The organism is Rahnella sp. PD12R, assembly GCF_019200965.1.
GTDB classification, from domain to species: Bacteria; Pseudomonadota; Gammaproteobacteria; order Enterobacterales; family Enterobacteriaceae; genus Rahnella; species Rahnella laticis.
Genome location: NZ_JAHTMS010000001.1, coordinates 495,001 through 517,968, shown reverse-complemented (window position 1 = coordinate 517,968; position 22,968 = coordinate 495,001). Strand labels below are relative to the sequence as shown.

Below are 22,968 nucleotides of genomic sequence, written 5' to 3'. Positions count from 1 at the left end.
GACCTGCGCCTCCCTTCTTAGCGGGGGGAGGCGCAACACCAAAACAATCGGCGTAATTAAGTGGTGTCGGTAATGAAAAATAAGAAAGCGATACGGCCCGTGGCCGTCATCTTGGGCACCTTGTGCCTGACCGGGTTAACAGGGAATTTCAATGTGGTTGTGGCGGCGGTTAAACAGCCGGAATTTAACTGGCAGGCGGCACCGACGGAAGAGATGCGCGCCAGTCTGACATTACGTGATGCCATCTTGCGGGCGTTTGCGCGAAATCCGCAAATTGCGGAAGCGGCGGCGCAAATCCGCGTGGGCGGCGGGAATCTGGATGCGGCGAAAAGTGCGTGGTATCCGCAGGTTTCCTTACAGGGGGCGGGCGGGAAATCCCGTCAGACGTATGCCTCGGGAGACCAGAGCAGCAACGGGTCAGCGGGCATTCAGCTCAGCCAGCTGCTGTGGGATTTCGGCAAAACCAACGGCAGTATCAGTGAGCAGGAGTATCTTTCGGACTCTTACCGGTTTTCACTTTACAGCACGATGACTGACGTGGCGCTCAGCACCATGCAGGCCTATCTGTCGGTCAAACGCTATCAGGCGCTGGTTCTGGCGTCTCAGGACAATATCGAATCGCTGACCCGCGTCAGGGATACCGCCAAACTGCGCGCCGACGCCGGACTGAGTTCTCAGTCTGACGTCTTGCAGGCGGAAACCCGCATTGCCGGAATGCGGGCCACCGTCGAACAATACCGTGCGCAGGCGCGTTCCTCACAGGCGCAGCTGACCGTACTGACCGGTGTGGTATCTGACGACCTGCCGGACCTGCCTGAAAGTCTGCTCAATCAGAAAGTCACTCTCGACAAAATCCCTTATGAAAACAGCACGCTGGTGCGCGCGGCGCAGGCCAAGCAGCAGGCCGCGATTGAGCAGGTCAATCAGGCTGAGGCGCAGCACTGGCCGACGGTGAAAGTCCAGGCCGGGCGCACGCGTTATGACAACAACGGCGGCAGCGGTGCGTACTGGGACGATCAGCTCCAGCTGGCGGTGGATGCGCCGGTCTATCAGGGCGGCGCGGTCAGCGCCAAAGTCCGTGCGGCGGAAGGCCAGCGTCAGGCGGCGCAGGCGGATGTGGAAAAAGCCAAGCTGGATATCAACCAGAAAGCCTCCACCGCCTATGCCGACATGATCGGCGGCCAGCAGCGGCAGGTGGCTGGCGAGGAACAGTATTCCAGCGCCACGCACACCCGCAGCGTGTATCAGGACGAGTACAAACTCAGCAAGCGCAGCCTGAACGATTTGCTCAGCGTCGAGCAGGACGTTTTTCAGGCCGACACCATGCGTATCGGCGCGCTGTATGACGGCTGGGACGCCACAGTGCGTTACGCCGCGGCGGTCGATAATCTGGTCGATATGCTGGGTATTGACCGCCAGAAACAATCCGGTGACACCCTCCCGGCACTGTAAAAACAGAGCCGCCGGGAGAAGCCAGAAGCATTCGATAACGAGGTTGAAATGAGCAATGAAGCAGCAACACCTTTGTCGATCGACGTCTGGATAAGCGCCATGGGGCGCGTGGCCGAAACATTCGGTAAGCCAGCAGATCCCCTTTTTCTGCGCCAGCAAATGCGCTGGTTCGAACATCAGCCGTTACGCCGTCAGCTTGATCGCCTGAGCGGCCTGATGGGTTTGCAAATCGGCATGGTCAGCTGGAATCAGGTGCGCTGGCGGCAGGAAGTTTTGCCTGCCGTTATTACGCTGGAGCAGGGCGGTATCGCAGTACTTGAACAGCTGCACGATGACGGTAACGTCGATTACTGGCTGAGCGACGGCGGCGATTTACTGCGTTCGGCGGAACTGGTGACCTTGCTTGAACAAAGTACCGGCCCGGTCTTTCTGGTCGGTGTGGCGCCTCGCGGGCGCGATCAGCGTATCGACCAGTTTGTTCAGCCGCATAAAAAACACTGGTTCTGGGAAAACTTCCGCGGTTCCGGGCGCAAAATTGCAGAAATCTCGCTGGCTTCCATTTTGGGTAACGTGCTGGCACTGGCGGGCATCCTGTTCTCCATGCAGGTTTACGACCGGGTGATCCCGGCGCAATCTTTCCCAACGCTGTGGGTACTGTTCTTCGGCGTGGTGCTGGCGGCGGGGATGGAATATGTCATCCGCCTGATGCGCACGCTGGTGTCGGATCTCATGGGCAAAAAGATTGACCTCAAGGTGTCATCGCTGTTTTTCGTGCGGGCGATGAGCATCAAAAATGACGACCGGCCAAAATCCACCGGCTCCTTTATTTCCCAGCTGCGCGAAATCGATCAGGTGCGCGAACTGCTGACATCCACCACCGTCAGCGCCGCCGCCGATATGCCGTTTGTCCTGCTGTTTCTTGGCATCATGTTCTTCATTGGCGGCCCGCTGGTGATCATCCCGCTGCTGGCTATTCCGCTGATTGTCATCCCCGGCATTCTGATCCAGTGGCCGATGGCAAAACTGGCGAAAGAAGGCATGCGTGAAAGTGCGCTGCGCAACGCCGTGCTGGTGGAAACCATCGAAGGGATTGAAGACATCAAAGCCTTGCAGGCGGAGGCGTATTTCCAGCGTCAGTGGGAGCAGACTCATGAAGTCAGCGCTGCCGTGGGCATGAAGCAACGTTTGTGGGGCGCGCGCCTGACCGGCTGGGCATCGACGGTTCAGCAACTGACCTACGGCGGCATGCTGGTGTTCGGGGTGTATCTGGTGCTGAGCGGCGATATCACTACCGGTACGCTGGTCGCCAGCAGCATGCTTTCCTCGCGCACCATCGCGCCCTTAATGCAGCTGACGATGGTGTTTTCCCGCTGGCAGCATGCGAAAAGCGCCATGCGCGGGCTGGATGAACTGCTGAAAAAACCGGTCGACCGTCCGGCTGATGCGGAACTGTCGCATTGCCCGACGCTGAGCGGCCATTTCAACGTGCGCAATCTGCAATATACCTACGACAAAGAGAATTCGCCGAACGTGCTCGGCATTGGTCAGCTGGAAATCAAACCCGGCGAACGCGTGGCGATTTTGGGCAAAGTCGGGGCGGGTAAATCCACGCTGCTGAAATTGCTTTCCGGCCAGGCCAGCCCGTCGCAGGGCAAAATTCTGATTGATGGCGTCGACATGACCAAAGTCGAACCGGCGGATATCCGCCGCCAGATGGGTTATCTGTCCCAGGATTCGCGGCTGTTCTTCGGCACATTGCGCCAGAACCTGATGCTCGGGTATCCGCATGCGACCGATCAGGAAATGCTACAGGCGCTGCGCATCAGCGGCGCGTTGTCGATGGTGCAGGCCGATGCCTCCAGCCTCGATAAAATCATCAACGAAGGCGGACGCGGATTGTCCGGCGGACAGCGCCAGATGGTGATGCTCAGCCGCATGATTTTACGAAATCCGCAGGTGGTGTTGCTCGATGAACCGACCGCGTCGATGGATGAACAGCTTGAGGATTACGTGATCCGCCAGCTTCACGCCTGGCTGGTCGGACGCACGCTGATTGTGGTCACACACCGTCCGGCGCTGCTCAAACTGGTCGACAGAATTGTGGTGATGGATAACGGACGGGTGGTCGCCGACGGGCCACGGGATCAAATTCTGGCAACTGCCGCCACCAACACACCGGCTCCGGCCGCGGCGGTGGTGGCTGAAACCAAACAGGGCGCAGCCTGAGCTGCTAAGGGTTCCGCATGGCACATGTAACATTGAATGATGAGTTCGAAGCCGAAAGCCGGAAAGTGTCGTGGATTATCTGGGTGACGCTCGGCAGCCTGCTGGTCTTTTTCGTCTGGGCGCGTTTTGCCGTGCTGGATGAAGTGACGGTCGGTACCGGTAAAGTGACGCCGTCGAGCAAAGCGCAGCAGATTGATTCTCTCGACGGCGGCGTGATTTTAAAACTGATGGTGCAGGAAGGCTCGGTCGTCAGCCGCGGCCAGCTTCTGGCGCAGCTCGACCCGACCCGTTCGCAATCAAACTATGGCGAAGCGGCGTCACGCGTCAGAACCCTTCGCGCGTCTTCTGAGCGTCTGAGCGCGGAACTGACCGGTGCACCGCTGAAATTCAGCCCGGAAACCATGAAATCCCCGGAACTGGTGGCACGCGAACGTCAGCTTTATTTATCGCGTAAGCAGAACCGTGATGAGACAGTGACCAACCTGAATCAGTCTCTCAAACTGGTGAATGACGAAATCAATATGACCCAGCCGCTGGTCGCCAAAGGTGCGGCGGGGCAGGTGGAAGTTATCCGCCTGAAACGTCAGGCCAGCGAACTGCGCGGCAAAATCGACGATGCGACTAACCAGTACGCGGTGCGTGCGCGTGAAGAGCAGGTGAAAAACAACGCCGATCTGGATGCAGAGTTGCAGGTCATGGCGGGTAAAGAGGATCAGGTCACGCGTTCCGAGCTGTATTCACCGGTTCACGGCATCGTAAAAGACATTCAGGTCTCCACCGTCGGCGGCGTGCTCCAGCCGGGCGGCAAACTGATGGAAATCGTCCCGATTGAAGACCAGCTGCTGATCGAAACGCGCATCAACCCGCGTGACATTGCCTACATCCGGCCAGGATTACCGGCCACGGTAAAAATCTCAGCCTATGACTCGTCGATTTATGGTGATCTCGAAGGAAAAGTCGAAGGCGTTTCGCCGGACACCTTGCAGGATGAAGTGAAGCGCGACCAGTATTACTACCGGGTTTACGTCCGGACGGACAAAGCGTTCCTGACCAACAAAGCCGGGCGCCAGTTCCCGATTGTGCCGGGCATGGTGGCGAACGTGGATATCAAGACCGGGCAGAAAAGTGTTCTGGATTACCTGATTAAGCCATTGAATAAAGTGAAGGAGTCGTTGAGGGAGCGGTAAGTTAACAGGTAAGCCGCCTGTTTATTCGGCTTTTAAAAGCCTGAAATTTCAGGTTAAAGCCTTGGGGTGCCATCCAGACTGGCTTCAAGTTCAACACCTTGGGCTCGCCGCCCAAACTGGCCCAAAGGGTTTTAAACGAAACCCTTTGGAATCCTGCGTTTTTTTAACTGCGCGCTGCCGCTCGCTGGCTATGTTTCAGCCGCCACAGCTATTGCCGCGAAAACTTGCCGCTGCGCGGTTCCCTTACTCGGTTTTACTCGGCCTGCGGCCTTGCCCTTCGGGTCGTCACTTCGTGACGCTGTCTCGCTTCGCTTCGCTCGGCTCGAGCCACAGGTCTCGAAACGCTTCGCTCGGCAAGCTTTCTGAAAGCGGCCACTGGCTATGTAATTCAGCATGCTTTTTGAAAGCGGCTGGAGGCTTATCTAAATTCAACGGCATTTTTAAGTAGCAATCAGCGGTGAGGTTGCGAATTAGAAAGTTTGTGGCCGCTTTCAAAACGACGTTGAGTGAGAGGTGAGAAACGGCGAGAGTCTTTTCCGAGCCGGTTCGAACCCGAAGCGAAAGTACCGCGCAGCGGCGGCGTTTGCGGCACTAGCCGGAGTTGCTGAAACATAGCCAGCGAGCGGCAGCGCGCAGTTGAAAAGCGCGGGTGTCCAGAGGGCGCGCGCGTTAACGCGCCCTTTGGGCCAGTTTGGGCGGCGAGCCCAAGGTGTTGAACTTGAAGCCAGTCTGGATGGCAATCCAAGGTGTTGAACTGAGCGATCACCCCACATGAAAAAACCTAAATTTGCACCTTTCCAAAAGGTACAAAACTCCAGTATTAGCTTATTCCAGCGGCTCTTGGCGCAGAAACTCCGCGATCGGATCTTCCACTTCGGCTTTCCGTTTATCCTGCCATAAATTCATGCGTGCCCGCAGTGAGCCGTTGAGATCCTGATGCACCTGTCTGGCGGCTTCGGATTCGGGATTCAGTTCGAGAGCAAACTCAATAAACTTGCTGGCGGTGTAACGGTTTTTCTTCGTACCGGTGCCGGTCAGCCATGCCATGCCCAGCGTGTAGGCGGCTTCGGCGCGATCGGGATGCGCGGCGTTATGCAGAATCTCGGGCAGCCACTGGCCGGTAGCGAGACGTTTTTCCGCTTCTGTACCGTTATCCAGCGCACAGCTGGCGCGGAAGTAGGCGGCGGAGAGATGTCCGGAGTCGGCGGCGCGCTGATACCAGTGCATGGCTTGCTCGTAATCCGGCTCAGCGCCGAGGCCTTCACGCAGGGCGTTGGCGCAGGTAAACATCGCCGGAACCAGCCCGGAGCGTGCGGCGCTGAGCACGCAATCCATCGCGTTGCTGTCATTGTGATATTGCTCCGGCACATCCTGATGCCAGCCGTTGCGGTAGAGAAAGTACAGTTCATAGCAGTGAATGGCGCTGCCGTGACGGGCCATTTCGGTCATCAGGAAATGCGCAGCGTCCAGATCGTCGTTGATCGCCATGTCGTGCGCCAGCGTGACCAGATCTTTCACCGGCTGTTCGTCACCGGATTGCTGCATCAAAGACCAGGCGTGTTCCATTAATCCGCTGCTCAGCTCCGGTCTGGCGGGCAATCCGTACAAACCATATTGCAACGCGGCGGCGGCGAAGCTGACCAGCACCGGATCTATGGCCTGACTCAGCGCACGGGTCAGCAACTGCGTCAGAACTGGCAACCCTTCCTGATGGCCGTTCGCCAGCACCGCACGGGAAATAAAGAGCGCGGCAAAATGACCGGGCATCGCCTGCGGGGAAACCGCAAAGAGATCCTGATATACCGCCAGCCCCGCCTGGTCGTCATCCTGCCAGTACGCCATGCAGATCCCGGCCAGATCCAGCAAACGGACGCGGGTGGCGGGCTCCAGCGGTTGTGCAAGTAAACCGGCCAGCTGTTGCTGTAATTGCGCGGCGCGCGGGGATTCCCGATCCGCGATTTCACCGGATAAGGCATCGCACAGCGCATTTGCGCGGAACTGGTTGCGTTCATCGTCGCTGAATTCCGCGCACAGCGGGCTGTCGATAATCAGCATCTGCTGCTCATCGCTGCCGCCCCAGAATGCGGAATGGAATAAAAGGTAGGATTCCATCGTGCCGACGTCCGTGTGGCGTACCGACATCGCCATACGCAGCCAGTAACTGAGCGCTTCTTCATCCGCTTTACGGGTTTGTTGCAGGGCGGCAGGCAAAGCCTGCGGCCAGTGCGTCGCGGGTTCAAAACCCAGTGCATGGATATGCGCGATGCCCGCCTGCCAGATTTCGCTGCCCTGAATCGAGAATTTCTCATGCAGCGGTTTGGGGATTTCACCGGCGAATAAAGATTTAAGCCAGTACGGTTCACCAAAGCCACCGCTGAGATTCATCATATGGCGGAAAGCGTGGGTCGGGCGGGGATGCAGTTCAATGGCTTTCAGGAAAGCCAGCACGGCGTAATCACAGCACAACTGGGCACCGAGCCACTGGTGATCTTCAATGTCTTCTTCATTGGGTGCCTGGCGGATCATCCAGGCATTTTCGTGCCAGACCATCCCCAGCAAAACATGTGCATGATAGCTCTGCGGACATTGCTGCGCCCAGTCGCTGAGGATCTCCAGCGGATTCAGCGCCTGGAACTCCGTGCCGCCAAACAGCGTGGACGGATGCATTAATAATCCGTAATCGCTGTGGCTTTCGCCCTGATTCTGCCAGCTACGCATATGTGACAACAGCCACTCGTCGAGTTTGAGAAAACGGCGGGTTGCCAGAAGCATTCTGGCTTTGGAAATGTTATCTGGCTGGTCCTGTTGTGGCATGGGGTTCCCTGAACAGTTGAAAAATAAGGTCTTGCGTGGCACCGGCAGTGTACCGGTCTCCCCTGAAGCGATCAGCGGGATTGGTCTGACTTTGCGTATAGTAGCGGATCTGAACCGTCGCTGACCAATAAACCCTCTCCACAATATTAATTAATAATATTCCGGAAATTCCTTAATAATTCCTAGGATTAGATATCAACTATTAAGAAAATCGGGTTGTGAATAATGGAGAAACTGTGAGGTAATTATGGAGAAAAGTACTTGTTGTGCGCGATATAATTAAGTGATGAATATCACATTAAGTTATTATTTCTTATAAAAATCAAAAAAAACCGACCACTAAGGGTCGGCTGTTGTTTCCACAAGACGGGGAATGAGGGTAATAGAATAACAAATAATGATGATAGCGAGATGAAGTATATATTATTGCGTGAAAGTTGCTTTATCACTTAGTGCGGTAAGCATCTGAGATATCTTATTGTTTTTATTGAGTTACTTATTAAATTAGCTTTGCGTGCTTTATTTTAACAATTATTTGCAGCTCTAAAAGCGCTCAATTTTAATAAATTGTTACACCTTCTCATAAATAGGAAATGTCTTAACTAATTTCGTATCATTTTCTTTCTGGATTAATAGTAATTATATCCAGAGAATGGATTTGCCATGTCGGGCCAAAATTCATACAAGCGTTATGCAATATCTAAAGCAGTAAAAAAACGTGTACTTTACATTCAGTGGCACGGTCCGACACCTATCGAGGACAGAAAAATGAAACTCCGTGTTCTTTCACTCATGATCCCTGCGTTAGTGGTTGCAGGCTCAGCAAGTGCGGCAGAAGTTTATAATAAAGATGGTAATAAACTGGACCTTTACGGTTTAGTTGATGGTTTGCATTACTTTTCAAACAACGCAGGCAATGACGGCGATCAGAGCTACATCCGTCTGGGCTTCAAAGGTGAAACACAGATCACCGACCAGCTGACCGGCTACGGCCAGTGGGAATATCAGGTTCAGGCCAATCAGGCTGAAAGCTCCGACAATACCGCATTCACGCGTTATGGCTTCGCGGGTCTGAAATTCGGTGACATGGGTTCTTTCGACTATGGTCGTAACAACGGCGTAATGTACGACGTTGCCGCATGGACCGACATGCAGCCTGAGTTCGATGGTTCCACCTACGGCGCTGACCAGTTCCTCTATCAGCGTACCAACGGCGTGGCGACTTACCGTAACGACAACTTCTTCGGCCTGGTCGACGGCCTGCATTTCGCTCTGCAATATCAGGGTAAAAATGACAGCGGCGGTTCTGAACCTGGCACACGTAATGTGCTGACGCAGAACGGCGACGGTTACGGTATGTCCCTGAGCTACGATATTGGCGCGGGCGTCAGCGTGGCGGGTGCATTCTTCAACTCTGACCGTACCGACGAGCAAAACTCAGCTGCCGGCATCATGGGCGACGGTAAAAAAGCCGAAGGTTATACCGGTGGTCTGAAATATGACGCCAACAATGTCTATCTGGCCGCCATGTTTACTCAGGCTTATAACGCTTCACGCTTCGGTTCTACCGACTCAGAAGCTTACGGCTATGCTAACCAGTCTCAGGCATTCGAGGCCTACGCAAGCTACCAGTTCGACTTCGGTCTGCGTCCGTTCGTGGCATATAACCAAACCCGCGGTAAAGATTTGGGTAGCGACCGTCTGGGCAACAATTACCAGGATCAGGATCTGGTTAAATTCGTCGACCTGGGTGCGACTTACTACTTCAACAAAAACATGTCGGCCTATGTTGACTATAAAATCAACCTGATCGACAGCAGCACCTTCACAGACAACGCCGGTATCAACACCGATGACGTGACTGCGGTAGGTCTGGTGTATCAGTTCTAAGAGTGCCTTTCTCAGACACAGAATAGCGCTTAGTTTTTGCAAGACTTTGAGTACAAGCAGTCAAAAAAGCAGTAAAAGAACGCGGCCTCTGATGGCCGCGTTTTTTATTTTTGAAAGACTGCGATTCTCAGGCTGATTTCTGATGGATCAGATGAAGTGGGGGAGAAACGTCGAGTTCGATGTCCGGGTTTTGGCGGAATTCATGAGGCGTGATGTTAAAACGCTTACGGAACATGTAGGTGAAATGCGACTGCGAGCCAAATCCGAAATCCATCGCGATATCGAAAATTGGGGTTTCACTTCTGCTCAGTTGATAAACAGCGCTCGCCAGACGGCGCTCCCTGATGTACTTCCCCAGAGAAATGCCTGTCGATTCTTTGAATAATTTTTGCATGTGCCAAAGCGAATAGCCTGAATACTCAGCCAGTTCTTCAAGATGGATGACGCGACCAAGATGGCCTTCAATCCATTTGCTGAGTGCGCAGACGATAGCGATATGAATGTCCTGAGCCATAACCAGTCTGTATTAAGGTTGAATATCCCTATTATACACGACTTCGGCATGATGGCGTGGCAGGTGTTGCTCAGTTGATGGCGTAGCAGACAACTGGCAGAAATGGCCCGGTGGACAGAACGACGAGCGTCGTCTGGCGGGCCATCATGTTAACGTAGCAGGATCCAGTGAATTAACCGCGCTATGCCATCGTCAACCACAACAATCCCGACGAGAATAAGAACGATCAAAATGACGAAGTTCTTACCGGTTGGCACAGTGATTTCTCCCTCATGAACGCTGTTTACCAGGGGCCGCTACCCTGCATATTGAGGGCAATAACGCCCAGACAAACTGCGACAAAAACGATAAAAACGATAAGAAGCCGTTTCATTTTTTTTCTGACAGAGCGCGCCGCTCTTCCTCCGCGTGGACTTCAACTGACAAAACATCCGCACGTTAACCGCTTCTTTCGGTGAGATCCAGCGGGTCAGCGTTTTTTTGCGATTTTTCTGCGCTTCGTTTAACCATCAGTCGCCGGGCGACGCACCAGATCCGTTTTCTGACCGCCATTGATAACGGTGGTTGGCGGTGTTTCCGGCACCAGTGCATCCGGCGCGATGTTCATGTGGTTGAGAATTTCGCCCATGATATGCCCGAAAATCGGTCCCGCGACCGAGCCACCGAAGTGTTTACCGGCCTGCGGGTTGTTGACCATCACCACCAGCGCCACGCGCGGATTACTGGCCGGTGCAACACCGGCGGTGTAGTTGATGTAACCGCCATCGTATTTGCCACTGGCACCCATTTTTTCGGCAGTACCGGTTTTAATCGCTAAGCGGTAACCGGGCACCGCGGCGCTGAGGCCGGAGCCGCCGGGCAGGGCGTCACTTTCCATCATATGAATAACCGTTCTGACCACGTCGGCGGACATCACGCGGGTGCCGAGCACCGGAGGCGTGACTTTGGTGATCGACAGCGGACGGTAAATGCCTTCCGCGCCGATGGTGGCGTATTCACGGGCGATTTGCAGCGGCGTGACGCGCAGGCCGTAGCCGAAGGAGAACGTGGCGCGTTCGATGTCCGCCCAGCGGTCACGGTGCGCCGGGAAGTAACCGCTGCTTTCGCCGCCAATCCCTAAATCCGTGGCTTTACCCAGCCCGAACGACTGATATAGCTGAACCAGCACGTTGGCAGGCATCGCCAGTGCAATGTGTGAGACCGCGATGTCGCTGGATTTTTGCAAGATGCCGGTAATGGTCAGCGCTGGCCAGTGGCCAACGTCTTTAATCAGGTGACCATTAACGGTGTACGGATGGGTATCGAGTACGGAATCTGGCCGAATCATACGACGCGCCAGACCGGCCATGACCACCAGCGGTTTGACTGTCGAACCGGGTTCAAAACTGTCGCTGATGGCAACGTTACGCATATCTTTAGGCTGAACGCCCGCGTAGTTATTCGGGTTGTAAGACGGGAAGGAAGCCATTCCCAGAATTTCACCCGTGTTCACGTCGACCAGCACGGCGGCGCCGGATTCTGCCTGGTTGAGCAATACGCCTTCACGCAGCCGCGAATACAACACGTACTGCATAAAGCTGTCGATACTGAGGTTTATCGTCGGCGGCTGTTGCGGCGCGACTTCTTTCAAAATCCCGATAACGTTGCCGTGGCGATCCTGACGGTATTCGCGCATGCCGGGTTTGCCCTGCAACAAGGCATTAAAACCTTTTTCGATGCCGTTAAGGCCTTCGTTATCAGTACCGACCACGCCGACGAGGTTCGCTGCGGCTTCACTCATCGGATAATAGCGGCTGTCATCGTTCTGGCTGGAGACGCCGCCGAGATGCAGCTGGCCGATATCACCGGCAATGCCTTCTTCGATTTTTCGGCCGAGATAAACGAAACGGCGCTGCGGATCGCTGTTGATGGTTTGCTGTAATTGCGAAAGCGGGACATTCAGCGCAGAAGCCAGATATTGCCATTTCGGGCTGTTGAGGTCACTGTGCAGTTCCAGAATACGGAACGGGTCAGCAATAATATCTTTTGACGCCACACTGAGCGCAAGAGGATGCCCGTTGCGGTCGGCAATCGTGCCACGCCCGGCGGGGATAATGCTGGAACGCAGTGAACGCGAATCCGCTTCTTTTTCCAGCATAGGCTGGTTGAGCAGCTGTAAATAGCCGACGCGGCCCAGCAGAAGCGCCAGACAGCAGACAATGCCGAGACAAATCAGCGCAAAGCGCTTGGTGTAAAAATGAGGTTGGGCGCTGGATTTTCTTGGGCTCGGTGGCATGGCTGTTTCGCAAAGTCATTGACGCGTTTGAAGCGAAAAGCGATGGCGCGAAGGCAGTAAGCCGGATGAAAATAATCCAGGTTGTGCCCGATAAAACGGCGGCTCATCGCTCTGATAGATAATGAATTTATATAACGTTCACATCTTATATTAAGCGATAGCTATGGGTTGTTTATTTCAATTGCTCTTTGTAACCAAGTGCAACGGGGACGCGCCTTTTTACTCCACCGAAAGCCATTCGTCGGCTTCTTCAAACATTTCTTCCAGCATTTGGTTTAATTGCGAACGTTCCTGCTTGCTGGCACCGTGCGTATTCAGCCCGTTGGCCTGCATCGGTTTCACTTTTACTTCAGCGTCAGGGAACATGCGGTGCACCCGCTTAACCAGTTCTGCCTCAATTTTTTCACTGGCATTTGGGATCCTTGAGACATTCCGTTTGTCAAAAATCAGTTCGACCCGCATAGCTTTCCTCGTTTTCTGGCTGGGGGAGAAAAATAACTGTTGAAATATACAGTGTTATCTTTGCGGGTCCAAGCAATTTTTAGCGTAGTTTCTGGATGATGCCCAGACTGTCCAGCCGTTCACGGTTATGGGCGCGTCGTAAATCCAGTTCCGGGCCCGCCGGGACAATTCCGGTTGGATTCAGCCACAGAATTCCGTAATAGCCTTGTTTGATGTGCGCCAGATTGACGGTGTCGCTGATCCCCGGCCACTGATAGAGTTCACGCAAATAATTTGAAAGATTAGGGTAGTCCTCAATACGGCGGATATTGCATTTGAAAGCGCCGTGATACGCGCTGTCGAACCGCACCAGCGTGACGAACAAACGCCAGTCGGCTTCGGTGAGATACTCCCCGGCGATATAACGGTGGCTGTCTAAATGGCTTTCCAGCGTATCAAGCGTGCTGAAAAGCCGGGTGACTGCCACGTTGTAGCTTTCCTGCGTTTTCGCAAAACCGGTTTTGTACACGCCGTTGTTGACGTCGTGATAAATAATTTCGTTCCAGCGGTCGATTTCCTCGCGAAGCGGGGCAGGGTAGAAGTCATCCTGATTGCCGCTGAGCGCGTCGAAAGCGTGGTTAAGGATGCGGATGATATCGGCTGATTCGTTGTTCACGATGCGGCCTTCCTGGCGATCCCACAAAACGGGCACGGAGACTTTGCCGGTGTAATGTGCATTGCTGGCGGTGTACAGCTCATGAACGTGGCGGATGGCCGGGATTTTATCTCCTGCGTCCTGCGGCTCGTCGAACGTCCAGCCATTTTCGCCAATGACCGGTTGTGCGATGGAAACGGAAATAAACGTTTCCAGCCCTTTCAGATGGCGGAATATCAGCGTGCGCGAGGCCCACGGGCACAGATAAGAAACGAAAAGCTGATAACGGCCTGCCTGCGGCTCGATGTGTGTTTCACGAAACGCGGTTTCCTCGCGATGAAAGGCACCGTTTTTGATTTCTTCTTTAGCGACGTCGCCGCTTACCCATTTTCCGTTGACCAGTCCCGACACGATGGCTGCACTCCGATAACGTTTTTATTGTTGATGAACCTACCGTAGCGGTTTTGTATCAGCCCATAAACGACATAATTTTCATAAAGAAGGTCAAATAAACTGAAGGGGATTTTGACGGGAAGCGGAGGGGCTGATTTCATAAAAAAACCAACCGGTTAAGGTTGGTTTTTCAGGTGTCCTGCAAAACGATTAATTGGCCAGGAAGCGTTTTTCGTCGGTCAGTACCTGCAACAGCAGGCCAAGTTCCGGCTTCTGATCTTTAATCCGTTTGCCGTTAATGTCGAAGGCGCGGTAATCCCCGTCGCTTTCCAGCTCAAGCGTCTGGTCTGGCGTGGTGATCACCAGCGTTCCGTCGTCGCTGGTCGTGACCCAGTTGTGACGGCGTTTCGCGGCAAACAAATCCTCACCCTGCGAATAATCTGCCGGTGACGTGGTGACGTGAAGCAGACGCTGCATCAGCGTGGTCATCACATCCGCGTGATCGGTAAGCTTGCTGATACTCTGAGCCGGTGTGCCCGGCCAGTGGATAATCAGCGGAACCTGCAACTGGCGGCGGTTCATCGCGTTACCCGAACCCCAGGTGCCGTTCTCGTTAAACTCCATACCGTGCGAAGCGGTAATCACCACCACGGTTTTATCCAGATCGCCGCGATCTTTCAGCGATTGCAGCATGACCGCAATTTGCTGATCAACGCTTTGCGCGCCGCGCTGATAGCGATGAATAAACGTATTTCCGACCGGTACGCTGTCGCCGTCCTGACGCAATGTGCTGCTGATGCCATTCAGGTTGACGTAGGAGAACCACGGACCGTTGCCGCGCACATTCAGCCATTGCTGCCACTGAGAAACGGTCTGTGCATCCGACTGTTTTACCGGCGCAGGCAAGGTGAAATCAGTCAGCAGCGCCTGACGATACAGCGGGCTGTCAAAGCCGTCCGAAGCAAACAGACCAAACTCATAACCCTGTTGCTCCAGCGATGTCACCAGCGCAGAAGGTTTACGAGCGGCCAGAATGCCCTGCATATAGGTCGGTGAAATTCCATAGAACAGGCCAAACTGGCCGGTGTCGTTACGGTTGCCGGAGCTGAAATGCTGGTCAAAACGAATATTGTGCTTGGCGAAATCGGCCAGCGCAGGCATGTCCTGATCGAGCGTCGCTTCATGCACGCCGTCCAGCACGACCATCAGCAGGTTATATTTCGAGCCGGTTTTGGCAAAACTGATGCTGTTAAGCGGATATTCCACCGCCAGCGCTTCCGGATTCCCTTGCTCAATCAGCCGCTTCTGGTATTCCTCGGCATTCAGCAGACCGTGTTTTTCGAGGAACTTACGCGCCGTCATCGGATACGACAGCGGAAGATTCGCGCGCTGCATGGTAATCGGACGATAGAAATTTGCATCCGCCCAGATGTACATCAGGTGCGACGCAAAGAAGCTCACGATAAACAGCACAACGATGGGCTTGGCGAAATTACGGCGGTTCAGGCTGCGCAGCTTTTGCCACGCCCAGGTGCCGAATAACATTTCGAGCAGGAAAATGACCGGCACGGCAATAAACATCAGCTGCCAGTCACGTGCCATTTCGCCCTGACCCGGGTTGACGACCAGTTCCCAGACCACCGGATTAATATGCAGGTGGAAGCGGGTGAACACTTCGGTGTCGACCAGAATCAGCGTCAGCCCGGCGGTTGCCAGTATCGCGGATAAGAATCGCAACAGCCGTTGCGACATCACCACAAACGTCAGCGGGAAGATAATCAGTAAGTAGGCGGCAAAACCGATAAAGCTGAAATGCCCAAGCCAGCTGACCAGCGCGTAAATACGCCCTTCCAGAGAGGAAGGCCAGTCAGAAACAAACAGGTAGCGGCTGCCGAGCCCGAGAATCAACAGGATATTGAAGAGGGCGAACCAGTGGCCCCAGCTGATCATCTGGGAAACTTTTTCGCGATAGCGCTGACTATTTGTCACCATGAGAGGGTCTGGGCAATGAGTGAATTAATGGGCTTTATCTTCTCTTATCGACGCTTGCAAAGCTTTAGCAAAAGATTGGGACAATGCTTTGCGTTGTGCAGGAGCGACGCTGGTGTTAATAAGGTTTGTCACCATATTGCCCAGGACCATCAAAGAAAGGTCGGTCGGGGCGCGGTGTTTTTCCAGAACAGTTGCCAGCTCGGAAAGGATCTGTTCAACGTGTTCGTCACTGTAACGGGATGATTGTGCCATAGAGTAATGTGCTTCTTGATCTGACAAAGTCCAATATCTTAGCCGATCACGCCACCACTTTCCGCATTTTTATAACGGGGGTCGTGTCGGGGTCGTGATCGTATCTGTGAATCAGTATTTCAGGGGCTGGAACCAGTTGCGGCTTTGGCGCTTCGGTGTTTGAATACGCCCCGCAGGCAGACCCTTCTTATACGGCTGCAATTCTTACAGGAGAAAGTCCCCATGAGTCTGGATATTGAGCAGATCGCTCTGCACCAGTTGAATAAACGTGATGAGCAAACGCTGGATGTTGTGCTGCGCGATACGCTTTTGACGCCGAATGCCGCCGTTGATGAAATGATGGCTGAACTGCACCGTGTTTACAGCGTGAAAAGCAAAGCCTATGGCCTGTTCAACGAAGACAGCGAGCTGTCAGCGGCGCTGCGCAGTTGCCGTAAAGGGGACGACGATTTCCTGTCATTCAGCCGTGCCGCGACCGGGCGTCTTCGTGATGAGCTGGCAAAATATCCGTTCGCAGAAGGCGGCGTGGTGCTGTTTTGTCATTACCGTTTCCTGGCCGTGGAATATTTGCTGGTTGCCGTGCTTAACAGCCGCAGCAGCATGCGCGTCAACGAACAGCTGGACGTCAGCAGCATCCATTATCTGGATATCAATCACGCCGATATCGTGGCGCGTATTGATCTGACCGAATGGGAAACCAATCCTGAATCTTCCCGCTACCTGACGTTCCTGAAAGGCCGCGTCGGGCGCAAAGTTTCTGACTTCTTCATGGATTTCCTGGGCGCTTCTGAAGGCCTGGATACCAAAGCGCAAAACCGCGGTTTGTTGCAGGCGGTAGATGATTTCTGTACTGAAGCGCAGCTCGATAAAAATGAGCGTCAGAACTATCGTCAGCAGGTGTACACCTACTGTAACGAGCAGTTGCAGGCGGGCGAAGAAATTGCGCTGGATGATTTATCCGAAGAGCTGCCGCCGTGGAATGACAAGAAATTCAAAGAATTCACGCAGGAACAAGGTTATCAGCTGGAAGAAACGTTCCCGGCCGATCGCAGCACGCTTCGCCAGCTGACCAAATTTGCCGGCAGCGGCGGTGGCCTGAGTATTAACTTCGATGCGATGTTAATGGGCGAACGTATTTTCTGGGATCCGGCGACCGATACGCTGACCATTAAAGGCACGCCGCCGAACCTGCGGGATCAGTTACAGCGTAAAGCGGGCAAATAAATCCCCGTCATACTTCAGGCCGCAGGCGCGTTGGCTGCGCTCGTTCACCCCGGTCACTTAGTTATCTAAGCTCCCGGGGATTCGCGAACTTGCCGCCTTCCTGCAACCTGAATTATCAAGGGTATTCCGGCATCGCCGGTAAACCGCAGACAATAAAAAACGCCGCCTATATTGCTATGGCGGCGTTTTTTATTTGTTCTCGCACGGCGTCCCGATGCGCAACAACTCAGTCAGCGATTAAACGCGAACGAAGTCGATGTGAGCCAGTTTTGGCTTGAACGGGTGACGCTGTACAGCCTGAACTTTAACTTTGGTTTCTTTACCGTCGATAACCAGAGTAATAGCTTCAGAGTAGAACTCCGCTTTAACTTCCATGTTCTTAACAGAATCATGGTCCAGTTTGATAGAAACTGGAGCAGCTGAGCCACCGTAAACGATAGCTGGGAATTTGTTTTCTGTACGCAGGCGGCGGCTCGCACCTTTGCCCTGCTCGTCCTGTGGACGTACTTCTACATTGATAGTGAACATGTCTGTTTCTCTATATAAGAAAGTTTGCCCCGCCACCTGCGACCGAGTGACGAGTTGAGTACTACAAGCTTCCACACAAGGCGAAAGCGGGCGGTATGATACCGGAGCAGGGCGGTTGCAGCAATATAAATAGCCGGTTTCAGGTTATTTACTCACCCGCGCAGCTCATTGGCGCGTCGGTAACGCCCTTCATAATCGAACATCTTCTCGCGCACTTGCCAGAACTGGCCCTTCATCCGCGCGACAACAAAATCCGGATGACGCAGTAAAACCTGCTGCGCCACGATATCTGCGGCAGACTTCCATTCCAGCGGCACGCCCGGTGCGCGCTGATGCGGGCGCAGGAAATTATGCAAAAACGCCATCCGCTGCGCGGGCGTTTGCAGGCGGAAACGCTCGGAAACGTCCGCGCCGTCCTCATCGTAATAAGTGATTTTCAGCCATTCGCCTTTGTCGTCGCGCCCGTGTTCAAGGTTCATGCCGCCGCAGCGCAACACCAGCGCATCTTTCAGGCGCAGCGCGGCTTTCAGCATATCGTCCGGGTCGACCAGAATTTCCTGGCACTGATGACAGCGCCGCGCCGCAATATCGTTTTCCGCGCCGCAGTGCGGGCAGCTTTTGAAGCGGAAACGGAAATCACACTGCTCGCGGTTGCCGTCGTCATCTTCCAGCACGCCCTGACATCGTCGGCCAAAATGTTCGATGACGGTGCCGTCTTCGGTGGTTTTTCCCCAGAAGATATTGGCGAAACCGCAGGCCGGGCAGAAAACCTGCACCGGTTTGTTGTCGCCCGCCGGTTTGTGACTGCCCACTTCCGGCGTAAACAGGTCATGCGGATTGCCGGCGTAATCGAGGATCAGGCAATCCGTTTTGCCCGGCGACAGACGCAGCCCGCGCCCGACAATCTGCTGATACAGGCTGACGGATTCGGTCGGGCGCAGGATCGCAATCAGATCGACATGCGGCGCGTCAAAGCCGGTGGTCAGCACCGAGACGTTCACCAGATAGCGCAGTTCCTGCTGCTTAAAGGCGGTGATCAGCCGGTCGCGTTCGACGGCGTGGGTTTGTGCGCTGATCAGCGCCGCTTCGCCTTTGGGCAACAAACCAAAAATTTCACCGGCGTGTTCCACCGTTGAGGCAAAAATCATCACGCCTTTGCGGTCGTGCGCGAACTCAACAATCTGGCTGATGATGTGCGGCGTGATGCGTTTTTGCTGACGCAACTCATCGTTAAGATCTGCCTCGCTGAACAGCCCGTTGCTGTTGGCCTGCAACCGGCTGAAATCGTAGCTGACGACCGGCATATCGAGCCGTTCCGGCGGCACCAGAAAGCCGTTTTTAATCATGTAACGCAGCGGCAGTTCGTAAATACAATCGCGGAACAGGCTGTTGGAATCGCCGCGCACAATGCCCTGATGGTGATACTGATAAATCCAGCCCTTACCCAGACGATAGGGCGTTGCCGTCAGCCCGAGCAGCCGCAGACGCGGGTTTTGCGCTTTAAGATGGCCGATAATTTGCTGGTACTGGCTGTTATCGTCGTCGGAAATTCGGTGGCACTCATCGACAATCAGCAGGGAAAACTCACCGCTGAATTCTGCCAGATTGGGTGCAACGGACTGCACGCTGCCGAACACCACTTTGCCGCTGCTTTGTTTGAGATTCAGGCCCGCCGCGAAGATATCCGCTTCCAGCCCGTAAGAAAGGTATTTGCTGTGATTCTGCGCGACCAGTTCTTTGACGTGCGCCAGAACCAGCACGCGCCCGCGCGCCACCCTGGCCAGCTCGGCAATCACCAGGCTTTTTCCGGCACCGGTAGGCAATACGATCACCGCCGGTTCATCGTGCTGGCGGAAATGACGCAGCGTAGCGTCAACGGCATCCTGCTGATAGGGACGAAGGGTAAAAGCGGTCACGGGGAGAATCACCTCAGACTGACTTATTAAAAAAGCCTGTTATTTACGATCATTGTTAATAACGATCACTGTTAATAACTACAGTGGTGAAGTATGCCAAGAAATCTGCCCAATGGCGATCTGCAATCAAATCACCTGCCGTGAATGTTTAGCCTGCTTATTTTTCCTCTTCCTCCTAGGATGCGCCGCCAAGCACGGCTATACTCTTCCGCTCAATGCGGCAGTGAATCTGCCCCCTCGAAGTAATAATCACTCGTTGCAGCTATACGAACTGAAAGTATTACGAATCGAACAACCCTGAACCCTGTCAGTTGCCCTGTTGCAGCGGCGGGGTCTTGTGTTTTATCAGTAACGCGATCACTCAGATCGCCACGAAGGCAAGACTATCCAATGCGTCTGGACAAGTTTCTATCTCAGCAATTAGGTGTAAGCCGCGCGCTCGTTTTACGTGAGCTGCGCAACAAACGTGTCACCGTTGACGGCGAAATCGTCAAAACCGGCTCGATGAAAATCAGCCCTGAACAGCGCGTCGAGTTCGACGGCAATGTGCTGGATCTCATCACCGGCCCGCGTTATTTCATGCTTAACAAACCGCAGGGTTACGTGTGTTCCACCGATGACCCGGATCATCCGACCGTGCTGTACTTCCTCGAAGAGCCGGTGGCGTACAAGCTGCATGCCGCAGGGCGTCTGGACATCGACACCACCGGTCTGGTGTTAATGACCGACGACGGCCAGTGGTCGCACCGAGTCACTTCGCCGCGCCATCATTGCGAGAAAACCTATCTGGTTACGCTCGAAAATCCGCTGGCTGACGACACCGCCGCGCAGTTTGAAGCGGGCGTACAGCTGCACAATGAAGATTCCCTGACCAAACCGGCGAAACTCGAGCAAATCGAAGAGAACCTGGTGCGTCTGACCATCAGCGAAGGCCGTTACCATCAGGTGAAACGTATGTTTGCGGCAGTCGGTAACCGCGTGGTCGCGCTGCACCGTGAGCGGATCGGCGAAATCGTGATGGATGAAGATTTAGAACCGGGCCAGTACCGGCCTTTAACTGAGCAGGAAATTGCCAGCGTTGGCGTTCCCTCGCGATAGTTTTTTCTGTTAACTGGAGCAGCTGAAAGTGCAAGAAAAACCGGTATCCCACATCGGACTGATTTTCATCCTGGGATTGATATCGATGCTGATGCCTTTGGCTATCGATATGTATCTGCCAAGCATGCCCGTTATCGCCGAGGAATATGGTGTGGCGGCGGGCAGCGTGCAAATGACCCTCAGCGCGTATGTGCTGGGTTTTGCTATCGGGCAGCTGTTTTACGGACCGATGGCCGACAGCCTCGGGCGTAAGCCGGTTATCTTCTGGGGCGTACTGATCTTTGCTGTGGCGGCCGGTGCGTGTGCGCTTGCGCAGTCCGTCGAACAGCTGGTGTGGATGCGTTTCTTGCACGGTTTAGCGGCGGCAGCGGCCAGTGTGGTCATCAACGCGCTGATGCGTGACATGTTCACCAAAGACGAATTCTCGCGAATGATGTCTTTTGTGGTGCTGGTGATGACCGTTGCGCCGCTGCTCGCGCCAATGCTCGGCGGTCTGCTGATGGCGATTTTCAGCTGGCACGCGATTTTCTGGGCGATGGCGATTGCGGCGTTAATCGCCGCCACGCTGGTGGGCGTTTACATCAAGGAAACGCTGCCCAAAGAGCGGCGGCAAAAATTCCATCTGCGCACCACCGTTGGCAATTTCGTCTCCCTGTTCCGCCACAAGCGCGTGCTGAGCTACATGCTGGCGAGCGGTTTCTCGTTTGCCGGAATGTTCTCTTTCCTCAGCGCCGGACCGTTTGTTTACATCGAACTCAATCACGTTTCGCCGCAGCATTTCGGTTTCTACTTTGCGCTGAACATCGTAGCGCTGGTGATCCTGACGCTGATTAACAGCCGCAACGTGCGCCGTGCGGGCGCGGTGAAAATGTTCCGTTTCGGCCTGTTTGTTCAGCTGACGATGGGCATCTGGCTGCTGGTGGTCTGTGCGTTCGGGCTGCCGTTCTGGGCGATGGTGATTGGCGTGGCGGGCTATGTTGGCGTGATTGCGATGGTGACCTCCAACGCGATGGCGGTCATCATGGATGACTTCCCGCACATGGCGGGCACCGCGGCCTCTCTGGCCGGCACGATTCGTTTTGGCACCGGCGCGGCCATTGGTTCCGTGCTTTCGCTGTTTACCGCCAAAAGTGCCTGGCCGATGGTCGGTTCGATGGCGTTTTGCGTCATTGCTGCCACGTTGCTGTATCTCTACGCCAGCCGTCCGGCGAAAGTCACGGCGCAGGCGCTGGCCGACTAAGGTTTTTCGCTTTCCTGCTCTGCATCACTCAGGTCGGAAATGACCTGAGTGATATCGTCAAGATGCCCAATCTGCACTTCACTGGTCCGGTTCAGTTTACTTTTATCAAGTAATAAAAGGCTCTGCGCCGCGCGCCGGAGCAGGGCGATTTTGTATTCCGCATTGCTGTCGTTGGAATCCCAGATTGCGCCAGCGGCGTCCACCGCCTCGCAGGAAAACAGAAACAGATCAATTTCCAGCGTTTTCAGCTGTGAGAACAGCGCCGGATTAACGTAACAGTCGTATTTGCGCAGAAGCCGGCCGCCGGAGCTGATGAGCTGAATATTCTGGCGTCCGGACAGTTCCCGGCACACGCGGGCGCTGTTGGTAAACACAGTGATGCCGATATCCGGCAGCTGCCGCGCCAGCGACCAGCAGGTCGAGCTGGCATCCAGCGCAATCACCATTCCTTCATCAATCCACGACAGCGCCTGCCGGGCAATGTCCGCTTTCCGGCTCTGATGGCTTTTTTGCCGGGCGCGGAAAGAATCCCCGCTGTCCTGCGTTTCCCGCTTAACGATTTTCGCCCAGCCGTGGCGGCGGATCAGCTGGCCCTGGGTTTGTAATTCCTGCAAGTCGCGGCGGATGGTTTCCTTGCTGACCTGTAAATGGCTGGCCAGATTTTCCGTTCTCTGGCTGCCCGTTTCGCGGATCAGTTGCAGGATGGCCTGATGACGCACTGCTTTCATTTTTTATTTTTCTCCCGGCAACGACGGCAATCCCGAATGACCGTTTTTAACATTTTGCGCTGAAACGGACACGCCAATGCGTGGCGGTTTGCGCGAATCGTTCCCTGAATGCGGGATAATCAGAAGCCAGTCACATTTTTACC

17 protein-coding genes are annotated in these 22,968 nt (G+C 54.5%); 7 read left to right on the top strand and 10 right to left on the bottom strand.

Annotated features, from left to right (window positions below; translation table 11 throughout):
- Positions 1-72 precede the first annotated feature (72 nt).
- Genes KWG64_RS02405 through KWG64_RS02395 form a run of 3 tightly spaced genes read left to right on the top strand, consistent with a single transcriptional unit; the run spans position 73 to position 4,865 of the window.
- The gene (locus KWG64_RS02405) at positions 73-1,452 is read left to right on the top strand and encodes a TolC family outer membrane protein (protein ID WP_218520809.1); all 1,380 of its coding nucleotides are present in this window, start codon (positions 73-75) and stop codon (positions 1,450-1,452) included.
- Between the two features lie 48 nt (positions 1,453-1,500).
- Entirely contained in the window at positions 1,501-3,678 is a 2,178-nt protein-coding gene (locus tag KWG64_RS02400; RefSeq protein WP_218520808.1) for a type I secretion system permease/ATPase, read from the top strand.
- 17 nt (positions 3,679-3,695) lie between these two features.
- Entirely contained in the window at positions 3,696-4,865 is a 1,170-nt protein-coding gene (locus KWG64_RS02395) for an HlyD family efflux transporter periplasmic adaptor subunit (protein ID WP_104921308.1), read from the top strand.
- 825 nt (positions 4,866-5,690) lie between these two features.
- Here KWG64_RS02395 and KWG64_RS02390 read toward each other — a convergent pair.
- On the bottom strand, positions 5,691-7,679 hold the full coding sequence (locus tag KWG64_RS02390; protein WP_218520807.1) for a DUF4034 domain-containing protein: 1,989 nt from the start codon (positions 7,677-7,679) through the stop codon (positions 5,691-5,693).
- A 768-nt stretch (positions 7,680-8,447) separates the two neighbouring features.
- Between KWG64_RS02390 and ompC the strand changes: the two genes are divergently transcribed.
- Positions 8,448-9,569, top strand: a complete 1,122-nt coding sequence (gene ompC / locus KWG64_RS02385) for a porin OmpC (RefSeq protein WP_195812927.1) — start codon at positions 8,448-8,450, stop codon at positions 9,567-9,569.
- Between the two features lie 127 nt (positions 9,570-9,696).
- Here the strand turns inward: ompC and KWG64_RS02380 are convergent, their stop codons facing one another.
- The 6 genes from KWG64_RS02380 to KWG64_RS02355 all read right to left on the bottom strand — a co-directional run bounded on the left by KWG64_RS02380 (position 9,697) and on the right by KWG64_RS02355 (position 16,091).
- Positions 9,697-10,083 carry a helix-turn-helix domain-containing protein gene (locus KWG64_RS02380; protein ID WP_218520806.1) on the bottom strand — a complete coding sequence of 129 codons (387 nt, stop codon included), beginning with the start codon at positions 10,081-10,083 and terminating at the stop codon, positions 9,697-9,699.
- A 502-nt stretch (positions 10,084-10,585) separates the two neighbouring features.
- On the bottom strand, positions 10,586-12,358 hold the full coding sequence (locus KWG64_RS02375; protein ID WP_218520805.1) for a penicillin-binding transpeptidase domain-containing protein: 1,773 nt from the start codon (positions 12,356-12,358) through the stop codon (positions 10,586-10,588).
- Positions 12,359-12,577: 219 nt separating this feature from the next.
- Complete coding sequence (locus KWG64_RS02370) at positions 12,578-12,820, bottom strand: DinI family protein (protein WP_152324336.1); 243 nt, start codon at positions 12,818-12,820, stop codon at positions 12,578-12,580.
- A 79-nt stretch (positions 12,821-12,899) separates the two neighbouring features.
- A complete protein-coding gene (locus tag KWG64_RS02365; RefSeq protein WP_218520804.1) occupies positions 12,900-13,865 on the bottom strand; it encodes a glutathione S-transferase family protein in 966 nt (321 codons plus the stop codon).
- Between the two features lie 192 nt (positions 13,866-14,057).
- Complete coding sequence (gene yejM / locus KWG64_RS02360; protein WP_218520803.1) at positions 14,058-15,839, bottom strand: LPS biosynthesis-modulating metalloenzyme YejM; 1,782 nt, start codon at positions 15,837-15,839, stop codon at positions 14,058-14,060.
- A 24-nt stretch (positions 15,840-15,863) separates the two neighbouring features.
- Positions 15,864-16,091, bottom strand: coding sequence for a YejL family protein (locus tag KWG64_RS02355; protein ID WP_104921319.1), 228 nt, complete (start codon positions 16,089-16,091; stop codon positions 15,864-15,866).
- 222 nt (positions 16,092-16,313) lie between these two features.
- On the opposite strand from KWG64_RS02355, the gene yejK reads away from it, so the two are divergent.
- Complete coding sequence (gene yejK / locus KWG64_RS02350; protein ID WP_218520802.1) at positions 16,314-17,315, top strand: nucleoid-associated protein YejK; 1,002 nt, start codon at positions 16,314-16,316, stop codon at positions 17,313-17,315.
- 237 nt (positions 17,316-17,552) lie between these two features.
- Here the strand turns inward: yejK and rplY are convergent, their stop codons facing one another.
- Both rplY and KWG64_RS02340 read right to left on the bottom strand, forming a co-directional pair.
- On the bottom strand, positions 17,553-17,843 hold the full coding sequence (rplY, locus tag KWG64_RS02345) for a 50S ribosomal protein L25 (RefSeq protein ID WP_095922802.1): 291 nt from the start codon (positions 17,841-17,843) through the stop codon (positions 17,553-17,555).
- 152 nt (positions 17,844-17,995) lie between these two features.
- Entirely contained in the window at positions 17,996-19,759 is a 1,764-nt protein-coding gene (locus tag KWG64_RS02340) for a DEAD/DEAH box helicase (RefSeq protein ID WP_218520801.1), read from the bottom strand.
- 390 nt (positions 19,760-20,149) lie between these two features.
- On the opposite strand from KWG64_RS02340, the gene rsuA reads away from it, so the two are divergent.
- Entirely contained in the window at positions 20,150-20,857 is a 708-nt protein-coding gene (rsuA, locus tag KWG64_RS02335) for a 16S rRNA pseudouridine(516) synthase RsuA (protein WP_218520800.1), read from the top strand.
- A gap of 28 nt (positions 20,858-20,885) precedes the next feature.
- The gene (locus KWG64_RS02330; RefSeq protein WP_218520799.1) at positions 20,886-22,097 is read left to right on the top strand and encodes a Bcr/CflA family multidrug efflux MFS transporter; all 1,212 of its coding nucleotides are present in this window, start codon (positions 20,886-20,888) and stop codon (positions 22,095-22,097) included.
- On the opposite strand, the gene fucR is transcribed toward KWG64_RS02330, so the two are convergent.
- A complete protein-coding gene (gene fucR, locus KWG64_RS02325) occupies positions 22,094-22,825 on the bottom strand; it encodes an L-fucose operon activator (protein WP_218520798.1) in 732 nt (243 codons plus the stop codon). The two genes, KWG64_RS02330 and fucR, sit on opposite strands and share 4 nt — an antisense overlap.
- Positions 22,826-22,968 lie beyond the last annotated feature (143 nt).

What these genes read in the sequence shown, in the direction of transcription:
- KWG64_RS02370 (WP_152324336.1), bottom strand. Translation starts at nt 12,820, where the DNA reads ATGCGGGTCGAACTGATTTTTGACAAACGGAATGTCTCAAGGATCCCA.
- yejK (WP_218520802.1), top strand. Translation starts at nt 16,314, where the DNA reads ATGAGTCTGGATATTGAGCAGATCGCTCTGCACCAGTTGAATAAACGT.
- KWG64_RS02355 (WP_104921319.1), bottom strand. Translation starts at nt 16,091, where the DNA reads ATGGCACAATCATCCCGTTACAGTGACGAACACGTTGAACAGATCCTT.
- yejM (WP_218520803.1), bottom strand. Translation starts at nt 15,839, where the DNA reads ATGGTGACAAATAGTCAGCGCTATCGCGAAAAAGTTTCCCAGATGATC.
- KWG64_RS02390 (WP_218520807.1), bottom strand. Translation starts at nt 7,679, where the DNA reads ATGCCACAACAGGACCAGCCAGATAACATTTCCAAAGCCAGAATGCTT.
- fucR (WP_218520798.1), bottom strand. Translation starts at nt 22,825, where the DNA reads ATGAAAGCAGTGCGTCATCAGGCCATCCTGCAACTGATCCGCGAAACG.
- KWG64_RS02395 (WP_104921308.1), top strand. Translation starts at nt 3,696, where the DNA reads ATGGCACATGTAACATTGAATGATGAGTTCGAAGCCGAAAGCCGGAAA.
- rplY (WP_095922802.1), bottom strand. Translation starts at nt 17,843, where the DNA reads ATGTTCACTATCAATGTAGAAGTACGTCCACAGGACGAGCAGGGCAAA.
- ompC (WP_195812927.1), top strand. Translation starts at nt 8,448, where the DNA reads ATGAAACTCCGTGTTCTTTCACTCATGATCCCTGCGTTAGTGGTTGCA.
- KWG64_RS02405 (WP_218520809.1), top strand. Translation starts at nt 73, where the DNA reads ATGAAAAATAAGAAAGCGATACGGCCCGTGGCCGTCATCTTGGGCACC.
- KWG64_RS02380 (WP_218520806.1), bottom strand. Translation starts at nt 10,083, where the DNA reads ATGGCTCAGGACATTCATATCGCTATCGTCTGCGCACTCAGCAAATGG.
- KWG64_RS02400 (WP_218520808.1), top strand. Translation starts at nt 1,501, where the DNA reads ATGAGCAATGAAGCAGCAACACCTTTGTCGATCGACGTCTGGATAAGC.
- rsuA (WP_218520800.1), top strand. Translation starts at nt 20,150, where the DNA reads ATGCGTCTGGACAAGTTTCTATCTCAGCAATTAGGTGTAAGCCGCGCG.
- KWG64_RS02375 (WP_218520805.1), bottom strand. Translation starts at nt 12,358, where the DNA reads ATGCCACCGAGCCCAAGAAAATCCAGCGCCCAACCTCATTTTTACACC.